The sequence below is a fragment of the Saccharothrix deserti genome (genome assembly GCF_009769385.1).
Classification (GTDB): domain Bacteria; phylum Actinomycetota; class Actinomycetes; order Mycobacteriales; family Pseudonocardiaceae; genus Actinosynnema; species Actinosynnema deserti.
The window spans coordinates 411,620-427,730 of the sequence record NZ_VKAB01000001.1; the positions used below are offsets into that span (position 1 = coordinate 411,620).

At 69.9% G+C, this 16,111-nt stretch carries 14 protein-coding genes and 2 tRNA genes; 4 read left to right on the top strand and 12 right to left on the bottom strand.

Features of this window, described 5'->3' with window-relative positions; all coding sequences use genetic code 11:
- Positions 1-5: 5 nt before the first annotated feature.
- Positions 6-917, top strand: a complete 912-nt coding sequence (locus tag FM051_RS13490; RefSeq protein WP_158843487.1) for an NUDIX hydrolase — start codon at positions 6-8, stop codon at positions 915-917.
- 891 nt (positions 918-1,808) lie between these two features.
- Here the strand turns inward: FM051_RS13490 and FM051_RS13495 are convergent.
- From FM051_RS13495 to leuC, 3 genes are all read right to left on the bottom strand, one after another.
- Entirely contained in the window at positions 1,809-2,501 is a 693-nt protein-coding gene (locus FM051_RS13495) for an HU family DNA-binding protein (RefSeq protein ID WP_158843261.1), read from the bottom strand.
- A 208-nt stretch (positions 2,502-2,709) separates the two neighbouring features.
- The gene (leuD, locus tag FM051_RS13500; protein WP_158843262.1) at positions 2,710-3,312 is read right to left on the bottom strand and encodes a 3-isopropylmalate dehydratase small subunit; all 603 of its coding nucleotides are present in this window, start codon (positions 3,310-3,312) and stop codon (positions 2,710-2,712) included.
- Positions 3,313-3,327: 15 nt separating this feature from the next.
- On the bottom strand, positions 3,328-4,731 hold the full coding sequence (gene leuC, locus FM051_RS13505; RefSeq protein ID WP_158843263.1) for a 3-isopropylmalate dehydratase large subunit: 1,404 nt from the start codon (positions 4,729-4,731) through the stop codon (positions 3,328-3,330).
- A 71-nt stretch (positions 4,732-4,802) separates the two neighbouring features.
- Here leuC and FM051_RS13510 point away from each other — a divergent pair, with 71 nt between their 5' ends.
- Positions 4,803-5,504: an IclR family transcriptional regulator gene (locus tag FM051_RS13510; RefSeq protein ID WP_162470707.1), complete on the top strand. Its 702-nt coding sequence runs from the start codon at positions 4,803-4,805 to the stop codon at positions 5,502-5,504.
- A gap of 168 nt (positions 5,505-5,672) precedes the next feature.
- Here FM051_RS13510 and FM051_RS13515 read toward each other — a convergent pair.
- The 4 genes from FM051_RS13515 to gltX all read right to left on the bottom strand — a co-directional run bounded on the left by FM051_RS13515 (position 5,673) and on the right by gltX (position 8,339).
- Positions 5,673-5,745: transfer RNA gene (locus tag FM051_RS13515), tRNA-Glu, on the bottom strand.
- Between the two features lie 75 nt (positions 5,746-5,820).
- A tRNA-Gln gene (locus FM051_RS13520) sits at positions 5,821-5,892 on the bottom strand.
- A gap of 99 nt (positions 5,893-5,991) precedes the next feature.
- Entirely contained in the window at positions 5,992-6,675 is a 684-nt protein-coding gene (locus FM051_RS13525; RefSeq protein WP_158843264.1) for an HAD family hydrolase, read from the bottom strand.
- Between the two features lie 158 nt (positions 6,676-6,833).
- Positions 6,834-8,339: a glutamate--tRNA ligase gene (gltX, locus tag FM051_RS13530; RefSeq protein ID WP_158843265.1), complete on the bottom strand. Its 1,506-nt coding sequence runs from the start codon at positions 8,337-8,339 to the stop codon at positions 6,834-6,836.
- Between the two features lie 88 nt (positions 8,340-8,427).
- Here gltX and FM051_RS13535 point away from each other — a divergent pair, with 88 nt between their 5' ends.
- Positions 8,428-9,675, top strand: coding sequence for an FAD-dependent oxidoreductase (locus FM051_RS13535; protein ID WP_158843266.1), 1,248 nt, complete (start codon positions 8,428-8,430; stop codon positions 9,673-9,675).
- A 194-nt stretch (positions 9,676-9,869) separates the two neighbouring features.
- Here FM051_RS13535 and FM051_RS13540 read toward each other — a convergent pair whose 3' ends face one another.
- Positions 9,870-10,640 carry a fumarylacetoacetate hydrolase family protein gene (locus FM051_RS13540; protein ID WP_158843267.1) on the bottom strand — a complete coding sequence of 257 codons (771 nt, stop codon included), beginning with the start codon at positions 10,638-10,640 and terminating at the stop codon, positions 9,870-9,872.
- A gap of 57 nt (positions 10,641-10,697) precedes the next feature.
- Between FM051_RS13540 and FM051_RS13545 the strand changes: the two genes are divergently transcribed.
- Entirely contained in the window at positions 10,698-11,294 is a 597-nt protein-coding gene (locus FM051_RS13545; RefSeq protein ID WP_158843268.1) for a S1 family peptidase, read from the top strand.
- Here the strand turns inward: FM051_RS13545 and cimA are convergent.
- From cimA to FM051_RS13565, 4 genes are all read right to left on the bottom strand, one after another.
- Positions 11,275-12,870 carry a citramalate synthase gene (cimA, locus tag FM051_RS13550; RefSeq protein WP_238412361.1) on the bottom strand — a complete coding sequence of 532 codons (1,596 nt, stop codon included), beginning with the start codon at positions 12,868-12,870 and terminating at the stop codon, positions 11,275-11,277. The two genes, FM051_RS13545 and cimA, sit on opposite strands and share 20 nt — an antisense overlap.
- Positions 12,871-13,084: 214 nt before the next feature.
- Positions 13,085-14,056, bottom strand: a complete 972-nt coding sequence (locus FM051_RS13555) for an ABC transporter substrate-binding protein (protein WP_202918814.1) — start codon at positions 14,054-14,056, stop codon at positions 13,085-13,087.
- Positions 14,053-14,805 (bottom strand): heme ABC transporter ATP-binding protein, encoded by a 753-nt coding sequence (locus FM051_RS13560; protein ID WP_158843269.1) that lies wholly within the window; start codon positions 14,803-14,805, stop codon positions 14,053-14,055. Before FM051_RS13560 ends, FM051_RS13555 begins: the two co-directional genes overlap by 4 nt.
- The gene (locus FM051_RS13565) at positions 14,805-15,887 is read right to left on the bottom strand and encodes a FecCD family ABC transporter permease (RefSeq protein WP_158843270.1); all 1,083 of its coding nucleotides are present in this window, start codon (positions 15,885-15,887) and stop codon (positions 14,805-14,807) included. The genes FM051_RS13560 and FM051_RS13565 overlap by 1 nt, the downstream gene beginning before the upstream one ends.
- Positions 15,888-16,111 lie beyond the last annotated feature (224 nt).

Genomic DNA, 16,111 nt, shown 5'->3' on the forward strand with positions numbered 1-16,111 from the left:
CGTTGATCCGGGCAGCCGGCGCCGTGCTGTGGCGCGATGGTTCCGTGGCGGTCGTGCACAGGCCGCGTTATGACGACTGGTCCCTGCCCAAGGGGAAGGTGGACGCCGGCGAGACGGTGCCCGCGGCGGCGGTGCGGGAGGTGCTGGAGGAGACCGGGTTCCACGCCGTGCTGGGCCGGTACCTGTGCCGGGTGACGTACCAGGCTTTCGGCAGGCCGAAGGTGGTGGACTACTTCAGCGCCCGTGCCGAGTCGGGGTCGTTCGTGCCGTCGGACGAGGTGGACGAGCTGCGGTGGGTGCCGTTCGCCGAGGCGGCTTCGCTGGTGACGCGGGACGAGGACCGGTCGGTGTTGGCGGCTTTCACGGCGGAGCCCGCGGATCTGGCGACGGTGTTGCTGGTGCGGCACGCGAAGGCGGGGAAGCGGGACAACTGGCCGGGGGACGACGACCTGCGGCCGTTGAGTTCGGCGGGGTGGCGGCAGGCGGGCGGGTTGCGTTCGATGCTGCCGTTGTGGGGGCCGGCCCGGGTCCACTCCGCGCCGCGGGTTCGGTGTGTGGAGACCGTTCAGGGGGTGGCGGAGGACTTGGGCGTCGGCGTGCTGCCGGAGCCCCGGCTGTCCGAGGAGGGGTACTGGCCGGACCGCGAGGCCGGGTTGGTGCGGCTGCTGGAGATCGCGGACGGGGTGGGGACGCCGGTCGTGTCCAGCCAGGGCGGGGTGATCCCGGACGTCGTGTCCACCCTCGCCGACCTGGGCGGTCTGTCGTTGGACGGGATGCCGTGCAAGAAGGGCAGCACGTGGCTGCTGGCGTTCCGCCGGCCGGAGCCGGGATGGTCTACTTCGGACTCGCACAACTCCTGGCCGCGGCTGGTGTCGGCCTACTACTTCCCCACCGCCCTCCCCACTCCGACCACCTGACCCCGCAGACCTTCGGCAAACCCACCCGCTCAGGCACCACGAATCGGCCACTCGGGCACCGAACTCGGCCGGTCGGGTCACGGCGAGGGACCACTCGAGCACGGGGAGTTCTCCACAGGCGCCGGTTAGTACGCCAGAAATGTCAGACCCCGCCGGCAATATGAAGAACGGGGGACCCCCTGGCGGGGACCCTTGCGAAGCATCTCCATCACGTCGGCGAGCGGTGGGTTCCTCGGTGTCGGGACGTCGAGTTCGCGGTGCCTGAGTGCACAAGTCGCGGGCATTGAGCCGACAACGTCAGGTCTGAACGCCCGAGCGCGGGCTCGGTTCGCAACTCATGGTGTCCGAGTGCACGACTCGCGGTGTCCGAGTGGCCGGGGTTCACCGTGCCCGAGTGCCCAGCTCGCGTGTTCTGAGCGTTGAACTCGGGGGTCCTGAACGTAGGACTCACCCGGTCTGAACGTACGACTCTCGCGTTCCGAAGGTACGACTCACGCGTTCCGAACGTAGGACACACCGGTTCTGAACGCAGTACTCGCGCGCGCTCCGAACAGGGGACAGACGCGTTCTGAAGGTGGGACACGCGGGTCTGGGCGTTCTGCTCACGCGTTCTTGGCGTGGGAGTCGCGGTGTTCCAGCGGTCGGCTCGCGGGGTTTGAGTGCGGCTCGCGGGAGTGGGCGCGATGGCGGGTGCGGGCGGGCAGTGGGTAGCGAGGGTGCGCGGACAGGTGGCGTGTGGGACACGGAGTGGGGGTGGAGAAGGGCTTAGAGGGCTGAGGTGGGGTTTGGGTGGGGTGGGTGGGTTTGAACGCGCTCAGGGCCCGATGCGCGTCCGCATCGGGCCCTGAGCGTGTGTGTTGCCTACCTGGCCGGCGATCGCCCGGCCCGGTTTCACTTCTTCTTGGCCGGGGCCTTCTTCGCCGCGGGCTTCGCGGCAGCGGCCGTGGTGGTGGTCGCCTTTGCCGGGGTCGCCTTCGCCGTGGTGGCCTTCTTGGCCGCGGTCGCCGGCTTCGCTGCCGGGGTCGCCTTGGCCGCGGTCGTCTTCGCGGCGGTGGCCTTGGTCGCGGTGCTCTTGGCAGGCGCGGCCTTGGTGGCGGTGGCGGCGGGCTTCGCAGCCGCGGTGGTCCGGCGGGTCGCCGGAGCCTTCGTGGCTGCCGCAGCGGCGCGCGTGGCAGTACCGGTGCTACGCGTCGCGCGCGCAGTGGTGGTACGCGCGGTGGTGCTGCGAGTGGCCGGGGCCTTCGTGCCGGCGGCCGGCTTGGCCGCCGCCGCGGCCGCGGGCTTGGCGGCCGTGACGCGCGGCAGCTTCTTCGTGCCGCTGATGACGTCCTTGAACGTCGAACCCGCGCGGAACGCGGGAACGTTGGTCTTCTTGACCTTCACGGTCTCACCGGTGCGCGGGTTGCGAGCGGTGCGGGCCGCACGGGCACGCTTCTCGAAGACACCGAAACCGGTGATGTTGACCTTCTCGCCCTTGTGGACGCTGCGGACGATGACGTCGACGAGCCCGTCGACAGCGGCAGCGGCGTTCTTCTTGTCGCCAAGGCGCTCGGCGAGCGCCTCGATGAGCTGGGCCTTGTTCACCTTCAGTCCCTCCCAGGACGCTCACGGCCCTAGTCGGGCCGACTGATTGCCCACGGTAAGCCCATATGCAAGGAAATACCAATCGCCACGCCAGATTTTCCGTTGTGGCGTGGGCAATTACGACCTGTCGAGGGACACCTGAGCGGCCCCGGAGGGATCGAAGGGGCCGGATTCCCGCTGTTCGGAGGGGAATCCGACCCCTTCGGGGTCAGCTCGCGGGCACTGGATCGGTAGTCGGCAACCAACCCTGCCTGCGCTGCTCGAACTCGGTGATGTCGTCGGCGTGCCGGAGGGTCAGCGCGATGTCGTCCAATCCCTCCAGCAGCCGCCAGCGGGTGTACTCGTCGACCGTGAAGGGCGCGGTGAAGTCCTTCGCCACAACGGTGTTGTTCGTCAGGTCGACGGTGACCTCGGTGCCGGGCTCGTTCTCGAGCAGCTTCCAGAGCAATTCGACATCGGACTGCTCGCACTGGGCGGCCACGAGGCCCTGCTTGCCCGAGTTGCCCCGGAAGATGTCGGCGAACCGGGAGGAGATGACCACCCGGAAGCCGTAATCCATCAGCGCCCAGACGGCGTGCTCCCGGGACGACCCGGTGCCGAAGTCCGGCCCGGCGACCAGCACGCTGCCCGCGCGGAACGGTTCCTGGTTGAGCACGAACTGCTCGTCGCCGCGCCAGGCGGCGAACAGGCCGTCCTCGAAGCCCGTGCGGGTCACGCGCTTGAGGTAGACGGCCGGGATGATCTGGTCGGTGTCCACGTTGGACCTGCGCAGGGGAACGCCGACCCCGGTGTGCGTGGTGAACGCTTCCATGTTCGTAGAACTCCCTCAGACCAGGTCGGCGGGCGACGACAGGGTGCCCCGCACGGCGGTGGCGGCGGCCACGAGTGGCGAAACCAGGTGGGTGCGGCCACCCTTGCCCTGCCTGCCCTCGAAGTTTCGGTTGGAGGTCGACGCGCTGCGCTCACCCGGCTTGAGCTGGTCCGGGTTCATGCCCAGGCACATCGAGCAGCCGGCCTGACGCCACTCGGCGCCGGCCGCCAGGAACACTTCGTGCAGTCCTTCGGATTCGGCCTGTGCCCGCACCCGCATTGAACCGGGCACGACGAGCATCCGTACCCCCTCGGCGACCTTGTGCCCGCGCAGCACGGCCGCCGCCGAGCGCAGGTCCTCGATGCGGCCGTTGGTGCACGAGCCGAGGAACACGGTGTCGACGTGGATGTCGCGCAGCGGGGTGCCCGGCTCCAGCCCCATGTACGTCAGCGCCTTCTCCGCGGCCACGCGCTCGTTCTCGTCGACGATGGCCTCGGGGTCGGGCACGCTGGCGCTCAGCGGCAGGCCCTGACCGGGGTTGGTGCCCCAGGTGACGAACGGCGTCAGCTCGTCGGCGTCGAGGTGGACCTCGGCGTCGAACTCGGCGTCGTCGTCGGTGCGCAGGGTCTTCCAGTACTCGACGGCCGCGTCCCAGTCCGCGCCGGACGGCGCGTGCGGACGGCCCTCGATGTAGTCGAACGTGGTCTGGTCCGGCGCGATCATGCCCGCGCGGGCGCCCGCCTCGATCGACATGTTGCACACGGTCATGCGGGCTTCCATGGACAGCGCCTCGATCGCGCGCCCCCGGTACTCCAGGACGTAGCCCTGGCCGCCGCCGGTGCCGATCTTCGCGATCACCGCGAGGATGATGTCCTTCGCCGTGACGCCGGGCTTCAGCTCGCCGTCCACGGTGATGGCCATGGTCTTGAACGGCCGCAGCGGCAGCGTCTGGGTGGCCATCACGTGCTCGACCTCGGACGTGCCGATGCCGAACGCCAAGGCGCCGAACGCGCCGTGCGTGGACGTGTGGCTGTCACCGCAGACGACCGTCATGCCGGGCTGGGTCAGGCCCAGCTGCGGGCCCACGACGTGCACGATGCCCTGCTCGGCGTCGCCCATCGGGTGCAGCCGGACGCCGAACTCCGCGCAGTTCTTGCGCAGCGTCTCGACCTGCGTGCGCGACACCGGGTCGGCGATCGGGAGCTCGATGTCGATCGTCGGGACGTTGTGGTCCTCGGTGGCGATCGTGAGGTCGGGGCGGCGGAGCTGCCGCCCCGCCAGGCGCAGGCCGTCGAACGCCTGCGGGCTGGTCACTTCGTGCAGCAGGTGGAGGTCGATGTAGAGCAGGTCCGGCTCCGCGCCACTGCCGTGGCGCACGACGTGTGCTTCCCACACCTTCTCCGCGAGCGTGCGGCTCATCGCAACTCTCCCAAGATCTGGACAGTCGATAGATCTGGACTTCCCAGACAGTGGGAAGTTAGTATCGGCTTGTGGGACAGCATAGCGGGATCGGCGTGCTGGACAAGGCAGTGGCTGTCTTGAACGCCGTCGCAAAGGATCCGTGTGGGCTCGCCGAGTTGTGCAATCGGACGGGCTTGCCGAGGGCTACCGCGCACCGGTTGGCGGTCGGGCTCGAGGTGCACCGGTTGTTGCGACGGGGTTCGGACGGTCGCTGGCGTCCGGGCGCGGCACTGGCGGAGTTGGCGGGCGGAGCCACCGACCCGTTGCTCGACGCGGCGTCCTCGGTGTTGCCGAGGTTGCGCGACATCACGGGCGAGAGCGTCCAGTTGTACCGACGGGACGGGATGCAGCGGATCTGCGTGTCTTCCGCGGAACCACCGAGTGGTTTGCGCGACACCGTGCCGATCGGCGCGCGATTGCCGATGACGGCGGGTTCCGGCGCGAAAGTCCTCGCCGCGTGGGCGGATCCCGGAACTCAACGTTCCGTTCTCGCCGATGCCGTTTACGGCGAGCGGACATTGTTGGAGGTTCGGCGTCGCGGATGGGCGCAGTCGGTAGCGGAACGGGAGCCGGGAGTCGCATCCGTTTCCGCGCCGGTAAGGGACAGCACGGGCTCGGTCGTCGCGGCGGTGTCTGTTTCCGGCCCCATTGACCGCATGGGACGCCGTCCGGGCGCACGGTGGGCCGCAGACCTCCTAGCAGCGGCTGAGGCCCTCCAGACGCGTCTCTGACCGCACCTGACCCCCGCCACCAGCAAGGTGGCGGGGGCGCGACACCGGACCACCGCTCGGGGGTGCAGGGGGCGAAGCCCGCCTACCCGGGGTTTGGGGGTAGGACCCCCAATGCAAAAAGCGAAAGATCCCCGTTTCGCAACAGCGAAACAGGGATCTCCCGATCTGTAGCCCCGATGGGATTCGAACCCACGCTACCGCCTTGAGAGGGCGGCGTCCTAGGCCGCTAGACGACGGGGCCAGGAACTTGATATTTACTTTGTCTTGCTGTCCTGCGTTGCGGGTAGCTTACCACACTCTGTTTTCTACCGCGCAGCTGGGGTACCAGGACTCGAACCTAGACTAACTGAACCAGAATCAGTCGTGCTGCCAATTACACCATACCCCATTGGTTTCCCGGCTTGCTCCCTGTGGGTCTTGCTTCAGGGGCTGTCCGTTCCGCCGGGAGGAATACTAGACCACAGGCCCGGCGGAACGGAAATCGGGGTCACGCCGAGGCCGTCGACAGCTCGCAGACGAGCAGTTCCGGCAGCTCAGCGAGGCTGCTGATGGCGGAGATGCCCGCGGGGAGCGCGCCCTCGCGCGGGCCTTGGCGGTTCAGCCACACGCCCTTCATGCCCGCGTCACGCGCGCCGATCGCGTCGGCGTGCAGGCGGTCGCCGATGTGCACCGTGTCGCCCAGGTCCACGCCCAGGTCGGCGCACGCGGTGTCGAAGATCACGCGGTCCGGTTTGGCGGCGCCGACTTCCCCGGCGATGAGCACGGTGTCGAAGTACTGGGCGAGCCCGAGCGAGGCCATTTTGACGCGCTGGTGACGCCCTGAGGCGTTGCTCACGGCGGCCATGGGCAGACCGGTGGCCCGCAGCCACTCCAGGCACGGCACGACGTCCGGGAACAACCGCCAGCCGGACGCGAGGACTTCCTGCCGGCGCTGTTCCCGGCGGGTCGCCTCCTCCTGGTCCAACTCCTCGCCGAGCGCCGCGAAGAAGGCACGGGTGCGGATGTTGCGCATCGTCTCGTATTCGAGCTCGCCGGTGAGGAGGCGTTCGCAGTGCTCGTCGGTGATGCGCTGCCACAGCGGCCAGGCGTCGGCGTTGCCGACCATCGCGGCCAGGGCGGCCCGGGACGAGGTGCTGTAGTCGACCAGGGTGTCGTCGACGTCCAGACACACTGCCCGGATCTCGCCGGTTCTCCGAGGGGTAAAAGTCGGGGCTGCGGTTGTCACCCCGTGAGGCTAGGTGCGGGCACCCCTCGTCCGACTCGACCAGCTAGGTGATATCTACCGGTTCTTGCACGGTCAAGCACCGCTGAACCGCCCGAACGAACCAGTCAGATTGCCCCGAGCGCGCGACGCAATCGCCCGATCGAGCGACTCCGACCGACCAGTTCCATGGATTCGTAGAGCGGAGGCGAGACGGTACGGCCCGTCACGGCAACCCGCACCGGGGCGTAGGCCTTACGCGGCTTGAGGCCCATTCCGTCCACAAGGGACGCCTTCAGCGCCTCCTCGATCGCGGGCGCCGTCCACTCCGGAAGCGATTCCAGGGCGCTGATGCTCGCCTCCAGCACCGGCCGGGCGTCCTCGCCCAACGCCTTGGCCGCCGAGTCCGCCTCCGGCGCGAAGTCCTCCTCCGCGACGAACAGGAACCGGACCATCCCGGACGCCTCGGACAGCACGACCAAGCGCTCCTGCACGAGCGGCGCGACGCCGGCCAGCACGGCCACCTGGTCCTCGGTCGGCTCGGGCGGCAGCACCCCGTCCTTGATCAGGTACGGCAGCACGCGGCTGACGAAGTCCTCGACGGGCAGCGCGCGCAGGTGCGTGGCGTTGATCGCCTCGGCCTTCTTCAGGTCGAAGCGGGCCGGGTTGACGCTGACCTTCTCCAGCTCGAACGCCTCGACCAGTTCCGCCACCGAGAAGATGTCGCGGTCGTCGGCGATGGACCAGCCCAGCAGCGCCAGGTAGTTCAGCAGGCCCTCGGGCAGGAACCCGCGGTCCCGGTACAGGAACAGGTTCGACTGCGGGTCGCGCTTGGAGAGCTTCTTGTTGCCCTCGCCCATCACGTACGGCAGGTGCCCGAACCGGGGCGTGAACGAGGTCACGCCGATCCGGATCAACGCCTGGTACAGCGCGATCTGGCGCGGGGTCGACGGGAGCAGGTCCTCGCCGCGCAGCACGTGCGTGATGCCCATCAGGGCGTCGTCCACCGGGTTCACGAACGGGTACAGCGGGTCGCCGTTGGCGCGCACCAGCACCGGGTCGGGCGTGCTGCCCGCCTTGAACGTGATCTCGCCGCGGACGAGGTCGACCCACGTGATGTCCTCGTCGGGCATCTTCAGGCGCAGCACCGGTTCGCGGCCCTCGGCGCGGAACGCGGACTTCTGCTCGTCGGTCAGGCCGCGGTCGTAGCCGTCGTAGCCGAGCTTCGGGTCCTGCCCGGCGGCCTTGCGTCGTGCCTCGATCTCGTCGGCCGTGGAGAACGACTCGTACAGCTCGCCCGCCTCGAACAGGCGCTTGGCCACGTCCACGTAGAGGTCGCGGCGCCGGCTCTGCCGGTACGGCGCGTGCGGTCCGCCGACCTCGGGACCCTCGTCCCAGTCCAGGCCCAGCCACCGCATGGCTTCCACCAGCGAGAGGTACGACTCCTCGGAGTCGCGGGCCGCGTCGGTGTCCTCGATCCGGAACACCGCGGTGCCACCGGTGTGGCGGGCGTACGCCCAGTTGAACAGGGCGGTGCGGATGAGCCCCACGTGGGGCGTGCCGGTCGGCGACGGGCAGAAGCGGACGCGGACCCCCGTGCCGGCTTCTTCTGGGGTGGCTGCTGATGCGCTCATGACCCGATCAGCCTATCGGGCTTGACCCGCGCCCCGCTCAGGAGCATCCTGAGTTTATTCAACCGACGTTGAAAAGAGAGGGTGGATCATGGAGAGAACGGGTGTCGTGGTCGTCGGGGGCGGCCCGGCGGGCATGGTGTGCGGGCTGTTGCTGGCACGGGCCGGCGTCGAGGTCACGGTGCTGGAGAAGCACGGCGACTTCCTGCGCGACTTCCGCGGCGACACGGTGCACGCGTCCACGCTGACGCTGCTGGACGAGCTGGGCCTGGGGCCGTCGTTCGCGGACGTGCCGCACCAGCTCGTGGACAAGTTGCAGGTGCTGTTGGACGCCGGCCCGCAGACGATGGCCGACCTGAGCAGGCTGCCCGGCCCGCACAAGCACATCGCGATGGTGCCGCAGTGGGACTTCCTCGACCTGCTGGCCGACGCGGGCAAGCGCGAGCCGACGTTCACCCTGCGGATGAACACCGAGTACACCGGGCTGCTGAAGGAGGGCGGCAAGGTGACGGGCGTCCGCTACCGCACGCCCGGCGGCGGGACCGGCGAACTGGCGGCGGACCTGGTGATCGCGGCCGACGGGCGGCGTTCGCTGGTGCGCGAGCAGCTGGAGCTGCCGGTGCACGCGTTCGGCGCGCCGATGGACGTGTGGTGGTTCCGGGTGCCGCGCGAGGAGGGCGAGCTGAGCGGCGCCACGGGCCGGTTCGGGCAGAGCGACGGGCTGGTGCTGATCAACCGCGGCGACTACTTCCAGTGCGCCTACCTGATCCGCAAGGGCACCGACGAGTTGCTGCGGTCCGAGGGTGTGGCGGCGTTCCGGCGGCGGATGGCGAAGCTCGTGCCGTGGCTGGAGGAGCGGCTGGAGACCATCGGGTCGCTGGACGACGTGAAGCTGCTGGACGTGAAGCTCGACCGGTTGCGGCGTTGGCACGCCGACGGCGTGCTGTGCATCGGCGACGCCGCGCACGCCATGTCGCCCATCGGCGGGGTCGGTATCAACCTGGCCGTGCAGGACGCGGTGGCCGCCGCGCGGATCGTGGCCGCACCGCTTCGGCGGGGTGAGTTGAGCCCGGCGGTGTTGGCGAAGGTGCGGCGCAGGCGGTGGCTCCCGACCGCGGTGACCCAGGGGATCCAGCGGCGGATCCAGGACTCGTTCCTCAAGCCGACGCTGGCGGGCACGTCGAGCGCCGCGCGGGGCGGTGTGCCGCGACCGATCCGGCTGATGCAGCGGTTCCCGTGGTTGCAGGTGGTGCCCGCCTACCTGGTGGCGATCGGGCCGCGGCCCGAGCACGCGCCGCGGTTCGCCCGGCGCGCGCCGGAGCGGATCAAGCGGAGCTGACGGCACGGTCGGCTTTGAGGCCGGGGGCATGCTCCGCAGGGGTCCTCGCCAGGGGATCCCCTGATGTTGATCCTCCCAGAGAGGACCGACAGTCCCAGGCCGTCAGGCCCGGCCTGTGGACAACTGCGCTGCACCCCAAAGGGGCCCAAGGGGAAGGAGACAGCCGGGTCACGGAGCCCGGCCGTCTCCACGGGCTAGCGGTTGGCCACCGTGTTCGTCAGCGTGCCCAGACCTTCGACTGTCACCGAGACGGTCTGCCCGGCGGCCAGCGGTCCGACGCCGGCGGGGGTGCCGGTGAGGATCACGTCCAGCGGTCGCAGGGTCATCACCGCCGAGATGTACTCGATCAGCTCGGGGATGTCGTGCAGCAGCAGCGAGGTCCGCGAGTCCTGCTTGACCACGCCGTCCACCTCGGTGCGGATGGCGACGTCGGCCGGGTCGAACTCGGTCTCCACCCACGGCCCCAGGGGGCAGAACGTGTCGAAGCCCTTGGCCCGCGTCCACTGCCCGTCGGCCTTCTGGAGGTCGCGGGCGGTGACGTCGTTGGCGATCGTGTAGCCGAGGACGGCCTGGCGGGCGCGTGAGGCGGGGATGTCCCGGCCGCCGACGCCGATGACCACGGCCAGCTCGCCCTCGAAGTCGACCCGCTCGGACACCGCGGGCAGCTTGATGTCCGCGTTCGGGCCGATCACCGCGGTGTTGGGCTTGAGGAACATCAACGGGTTCTCGGGCACCTCGTTGCCCAGCTCGGCGGCGTGCTCGGCGTAGTTGCGACCGATGGCCACGATCTTGGGCGGCAGGAACGGCGCCAGCAGGCGGACGTCGGCCAGCGGCCAGCGGCGACCGGTGAAGGTCGGGTTGGCGAAGGGTTCGTCGGCGATCTCGGCGGCGGTCAGGTCGTCGCCTTCGCCTTCGATCGCGGCGAAGGCGAGGCCGCCGGGTTGGGCGATACGGGCAATGCGCACGGAGATCACCCTAACCGGCGGCTTGAAACGCCACCGTGCGTGCCTAGCGTCGAAGGGATGCGAACCCTGCTGCTCGTGTCAGCCCTGCTGGTCGCCACGGCGACCCCTGCTTCAGCGGCGACCCCGCTGGATGCCGGCACGACGCTCACCACGTCCACCGGCGCGCGCTGCTCGAACGGTTTCAACGTGCGCGGCTACCTCCTGCTGTCACCGCGCTGCGGCCCGGTCGGCACCACCGTGCGCGCGGGCAGCGCCGTGGTCGGCCGGGTCGTCAGCGTCTCGACCACCTATGCGGTCGTGCGGATCGACAACCCGTCGGCCTGGGTCCAGCGCCCGCGCATCGTCGGCTCCACCACGACCGTCACCGGCTCGGTGGAGGCCGCGGTCGGCGGGGCGGTGTGCATGTCCGGCCGCACCACCGGCTGGCGCTGCGGCACCGTGCAGGCCAAGAACCAGACGGTCAACTTCGCCGAAGGCACGGTCCACGGCCTCACCCGGGTGGGCCTGTGCCCGCAGCCCGGCGACGAGTGGGCGCCGGTCGTGAGCGGGTCACAGGCCCAGGGGCACCTGTTCGGCGGCTCCGGGTGCACCGCCTACTTCCTGCCGGTGAGGCCGATCCTGTCCGCCGGCGGGTTCACCCTCGTGACGGGGTGAGGCGGGTCGCCTTGTGCACCAGCGCGTCGCACAGGGCGAGCCAACTGGCCTCGACGATGTTCCCGTGCACGCCCACGGTGGTCCACTCGCGCTCGCCGTCGGTGGACTCCACCAGGACCCGGGTGACGGCGTCGGTGCCGTGCTGGTCGGTGAGGATGCGGACCTTGTAGTCGTTCAGCTCCACCGCGTCCAGCCAGGACAGGTGGGGCAGCAACGCCTTCCGCAACGCCGCGTCCAGCGCGTGCACCGGGCCGTTGCCCTCGGCGGTGGCGATGACCCGCTCACCGGCCACGTGCACCTTCACCGTGGCCTCGGACACGATCACGCCGTCCTGGTGGTGGTCGAGCACGACGCGGTACGACTCGAGCACGAAGGGTGGCGCGTCCAGTTCGGACAGCTCGTCCTTGATGAGCAGTTCCAGGGAGGCGTCGGCGGCCTCGAACGACCAGCCGCCCGCCTCCAGTTCCTTGACCTTGCGCACCACGTTGGTGAGCGCGTCAGGCCGGCGGGTCAGGTCGATCCCGAACTCACGTCCCTTGAGTTCGAGACTGGCCCGACCCGCCATCTCCGTGACCAGCACCCGCATGTCGTTGCCGACGGTGTCCGGATCGATGTGGTTGTACAGCTCCGGATCCACTTTGATCGCGCTCGCGTGCAGCCCCGCCTTGTGGGCGAAAGCCGACGACCCGACGTAGGCCTGGTGGGTGTCGGGTGCGATGTTCGCGATTTCGGCCAACGCATGGGAGACCCGGGTGAGCTCGGCCAGCGATTCGTGCGGTAGCACCTGCAGGCCGAGTTTGGTCACGAGGTTCCCGACGACCGCGAACAGGTCGGCGTTGCCCGCCCGTTCGCCGTAGCCGTTCGCGGTGCACTGGACGTGGGTCGCCCCCGCCTGCACCGCGGCGATGGTGTTGGCCACCGCGCAGGACGTGTCGTCCTGGCAGTGGATGCCGACCCGGAAGCCCGTGCGGGCGACCACGTCGGCGACGGTCTCGGCCAGGCCCAGGGGCAGCTGGCCGCCGTTGGTGTCGCACAGCACGACGACGTCCGCGCCACCCTCCACTGCGGACTCCAGCACCCGCAGCGAGGTGTCCGGGTCGAAGGCGAAGCCGTCGAAGAAGTGCTCGGCGTCGAGGAAGACCCGGCGGCCCTCGTCCACCAGGAAGCGGACGGTGTCGCGGACCATCGCGCAGTTCTCCGCGACGTCGGTCCGCAGTGCCCTCTCGATGTGCCTGCGGTCCGATTTGGCGACCAGCGTCACGACCGGCGTCCGGGCGTCCAGAAGTGCCCTGACCTGCGCGTCTTCCTGCACTTTGACGCCCGCCTTGCGGGTGGAGCCGAACGCGACGAGCTGCGCGTGCTTGAGCGTGAGCTCCCCCTCGGCGGCACGGGCGAAGAACTCGGTGTCCTTCGGCATGGCGCCCGGCCAGCCGCCCTCGATGAAGCCGACACCCAGCGAGTCGAGCAGTCGGGCCACGGCCAGCTTGTCGTTGACCGAGTACGAGATGCCCTCGCGCTGGGCACCGTCCCGCAGGGTCGTGTCGAAGACGTGGAATGAATCGCCGAGGGGGGTCACGAGGGGGCTCCTAGAGATCTTGGAAAACAAAAAGACCCCCCGCAGGATGCGAGAGGTCAGCGCGCCGGGTGCTTCGAGGGAGCACTAGCCGGCGCGCTCAGAAATAATGATCACGGTGTGGAGAGCCACGTCGCTGATGGTGCCACAACCCGTCCGCGGAGACCAAGCCACGGACGGGTTGTCCCACTCTGTGAGCCGACTTCCCGGCTGTGGTTCAGCTGCCCGCCAAGAACCTGGCGAACGCCTCGATGGCCGCCGGGTTGCGCGGGCTCTCCACCAGAGCCGCGTAGGGCAGCACGAAGAACCGCTTGTCCTTGATCGCGGGCACGTCCTCGAGCGGCTGGTAGGACTCCAGGAACGCCCGCTTCTCGTCCGGTGTGGTCGCCTGGCCGTCCGCGTAGTCGTTGATCAGGACCACGTCCGGGTTCCGGGCGACGACGGCCTCCCAGCCGACCGTGGTCCAGCTGTCGTCGAGGTCGCCGAAGATGTTGTCGCCGCCCGCCTTGCCGATGATGTCGTGCGGCGCGGCGTTGCGGCCCGAGGTGAACGGCTGGTCGAGGCCGCTGTCGTAGAGGAAGACCTTCGGGCGCTTCCGGCCGACGAGCTCCTCGGCGTCCGCGACCTGCTTCCGGTAGCCCGCGATCAGCTCCTCGGCCTTGGCCTCCACGCCGAACACGCGGCCCAGGTTGCGCAGGTCGGTGTAGAGGGCGTCCAACGGCGGCATGATGCCGCGCTGCTTGCCCACGCCGTTCCGGCACGCCTCGGTGAGCTGGTAGGTGGCGATGCCGAGGTCCTCGAGCGCGTCCGGGGTGAAGCCGGTGCTCTCGGAGAAGCCGTAGTTCCACCCGGCGAACACGAAGTCCGCTTTCGCGCCCTGGACGAGTTCCTTGGTGATCTGCTCGCCGAGGTTGGGGACGCGCTCGAAGTCGGCCTTCCACGGTGACGTCTCGACGTCCTTCGCCTGCCCGCCGCCGATGACGTAACCCGCCATCCGGTCGCCCAATCCCAGCGCGAACATCAGCTCGGTGATGCCGGTGTCGTTGGTGACCACTCGGGACGGTTTCGGGTACGCGACCTGCTGCCCGCAGTTGGTGACGGTGACGGTGTCCGCCGCCGCGGTCGGCTCGATCCGGGCGCCGCAGCCCGCCGTGAGCAGGACCATGGTGAACGCGATGAGCCTCTTCACCGGACGACCTCCTGGTGTTCGAACAGCAGTTGGGGAACCCCGCTGGTGGGGTGGCGCACGACGTGGGCGCGGACGTGGAAGACCTCGTGCAGCACTTCGGGGGTGAGGACTTCCTCGGGCTTGCCGCTGCACACCACCCGGCCGTGGTCGAGCACGTGCAGGCGGTCGCAGTAGGCGGCGGCGAGGTTGAGGTCGTGCAGGACCGCGAGGACGGTGACGCCGAGGCCGCGGACCAGCGTCAGCACCGCGAGTTGGTGGCTGATGTCGAGGTGGTTGGTGGGTTCGTCCAGGACGAGGACCTTGGGCTGCTGCGCGAGGGCGCGGGCGATGAGGACGCGTTGGCGTTCGCCGCCGGACAGGGTGAGGAAGCTGCGGTCGGCGAGGTGCGCGGCGTCCACTCGGGACAGTGCGTCGGCCACGATTTCCTCGTCCTGTCGAGGGGTGCTCCGGTGCGGGAGGCGTCCCATCGCGACCACTTCCGCAACGGTGAAGTCGAATTCGACGTGGCTGTCCTGGGTGAGCGCGGCGAGGTCCCCGGCGGTGTCGCGGATCTTGGTGGTGGAGATGTCCCGGCCGCCGATGCGGACCACTCCCCCATCCGGTTCGAGCGCGCGGTAGACGCAGCGGAGCGTGGTGGACTTGCCGCTGCCGTTGGGGCCGACGATGCCGTGCACTTCGCCTGCCGCGGCGTGCAGGTCGACGCCGTGGAGGATGGCGTCGACGGTGACGTGGTCGAGGCGGACGTCCATCAGCGACCGCCGAACACGTAGCCGCGGCGGCGCATCAGCAGGATGAAGCACGGCACGCCCAGTGCGGCCGTGATGACGCCGAGTGGCAGCTCTTCCGGTGCGGCGAGCAGGCGTGCGGCGACGTCCACCCAGATGAGGAAGCAGGCGCCCGCCAACGGGGCCACGGCGAGCACCTTGCGGTGGTCCGCGCCGACCGTGAGGCGGACGAGGTGCGGCAGCATCAGGCCGACGAAGCCGACGGCGCCGCTGACCGCGACCAGCACGCCGGTCATGGCGGCGGTGACGAGGAAGAGCGCCTTGCGGGTGCGGGAGACGTCGATGCCGAGGGTGATGGCGGTCTCGTCGCCCATGGAGAGGGCGTTGAGGTGCTTGGCGCGGCTCTGGAGGTAGGCGACGCCTGCCAGCACGACCGCCGCCGCGATCGGCAGCGATGCCCACGTGACGCCGCCCAGGCTGCCCAGCAGCCAGAACATGGCGGCGCGTGCCGCCTCACCGCGTGGCGACTGGAAGACCAGCAGCATGGCGATGGCGGAGAAGCCGTAGGCCATGGCGGTGCCGGTGAGCACGAGGCGCAGCGGGGTGAGGTTGCGGCCGGCGACCAGGTAGACGACGGCCATCGCGGCGAGCGCGGCGAGGAACGCGGCCGTGGACAGGGCGTAGATGCCGAGTGAGGCGAACAGGCCCGTGGTGGCCACGGCGGTGGCGCCGACGCTCGCGCCGGAGGAGATGCCGAGGACGTACGGGTCGGCGAGGGCGTTGCGGACCATGGCCTGGATCGCCACGCCGACCACGGACAGGCCCGCGCCGACGACGGCGGCGAGGAGGACGCGCGGCAGGCGGATGTCCCAGACGATCCGGTAGGGGCCCGCTTCGGAGGCGTCGATCGTGCCGCCGGTGAGGGCGGCGTGGAGGAAGCGGAGGACGTCGGCGAACGGGAGGCTCACCGGCCCCAGCGCGACACCGCAGACGACCGAGGCGGCGAGGACGGCGGTGAGGATCAGGCACAGGCCCGTCGTCGACGGCCGTCGTGGTGTGGGTGGCGGGGTGCGTTCGGTTGTCGGCGGACTGCTGGGCGAGGTCACCGGTCGCCTTTCGGACAGGTGGCCTCGACCGGTCGGCCGGCACCCGCTCGTGGCAGGCCGGCGCACCCGTCCCGCAGACCACGGCAGGAGTGGAGCTTCTTCCCACCGCCCACGGGTGATCGGGCTCGCCGAGCGGGGTGCTCGGCCTACCGTTGCGGGTCAGCGCCGGAATTCGACCGGACTTCCCCCACGGGCGGCGACTGGTGACCCTACGGCTCCGAAGA

Bases quoted from the DNA above. Each gene is read 5' to 3' on its own strand.
- FM051_RS13535 (WP_158843266.1), top strand. From the start codon at position 8,428: ATGGAGAGAACGGGTGTCGTGGTCGTCGGGGGCGGCCCGGCGGGCATG.
- gltX (WP_158843265.1), bottom strand. From the start codon at position 8,339: ATGAGCGCATCAGCAGCCACCCCAGAAGAAGCCGGCACGGGGGTCCGC.
- FM051_RS13545 (WP_158843268.1), top strand. From the start codon at position 10,698: ATGCGAACCCTGCTGCTCGTGTCAGCCCTGCTGGTCGCCACGGCGACC.
- FM051_RS13560 (WP_158843269.1), bottom strand. From the start codon at position 14,805: ATGGACGTCCGCCTCGACCACGTCACCGTCGACGCCATCCTCCACGGC.
- leuC (WP_158843263.1), bottom strand. From the start codon at position 4,731: ATGAGCCGCACGCTCGCGGAGAAGGTGTGGGAAGCACACGTCGTGCGC.
- leuD (WP_158843262.1), bottom strand. From the start codon at position 3,312: ATGGAAGCGTTCACCACGCACACCGGGGTCGGCGTTCCCCTGCGCAGG.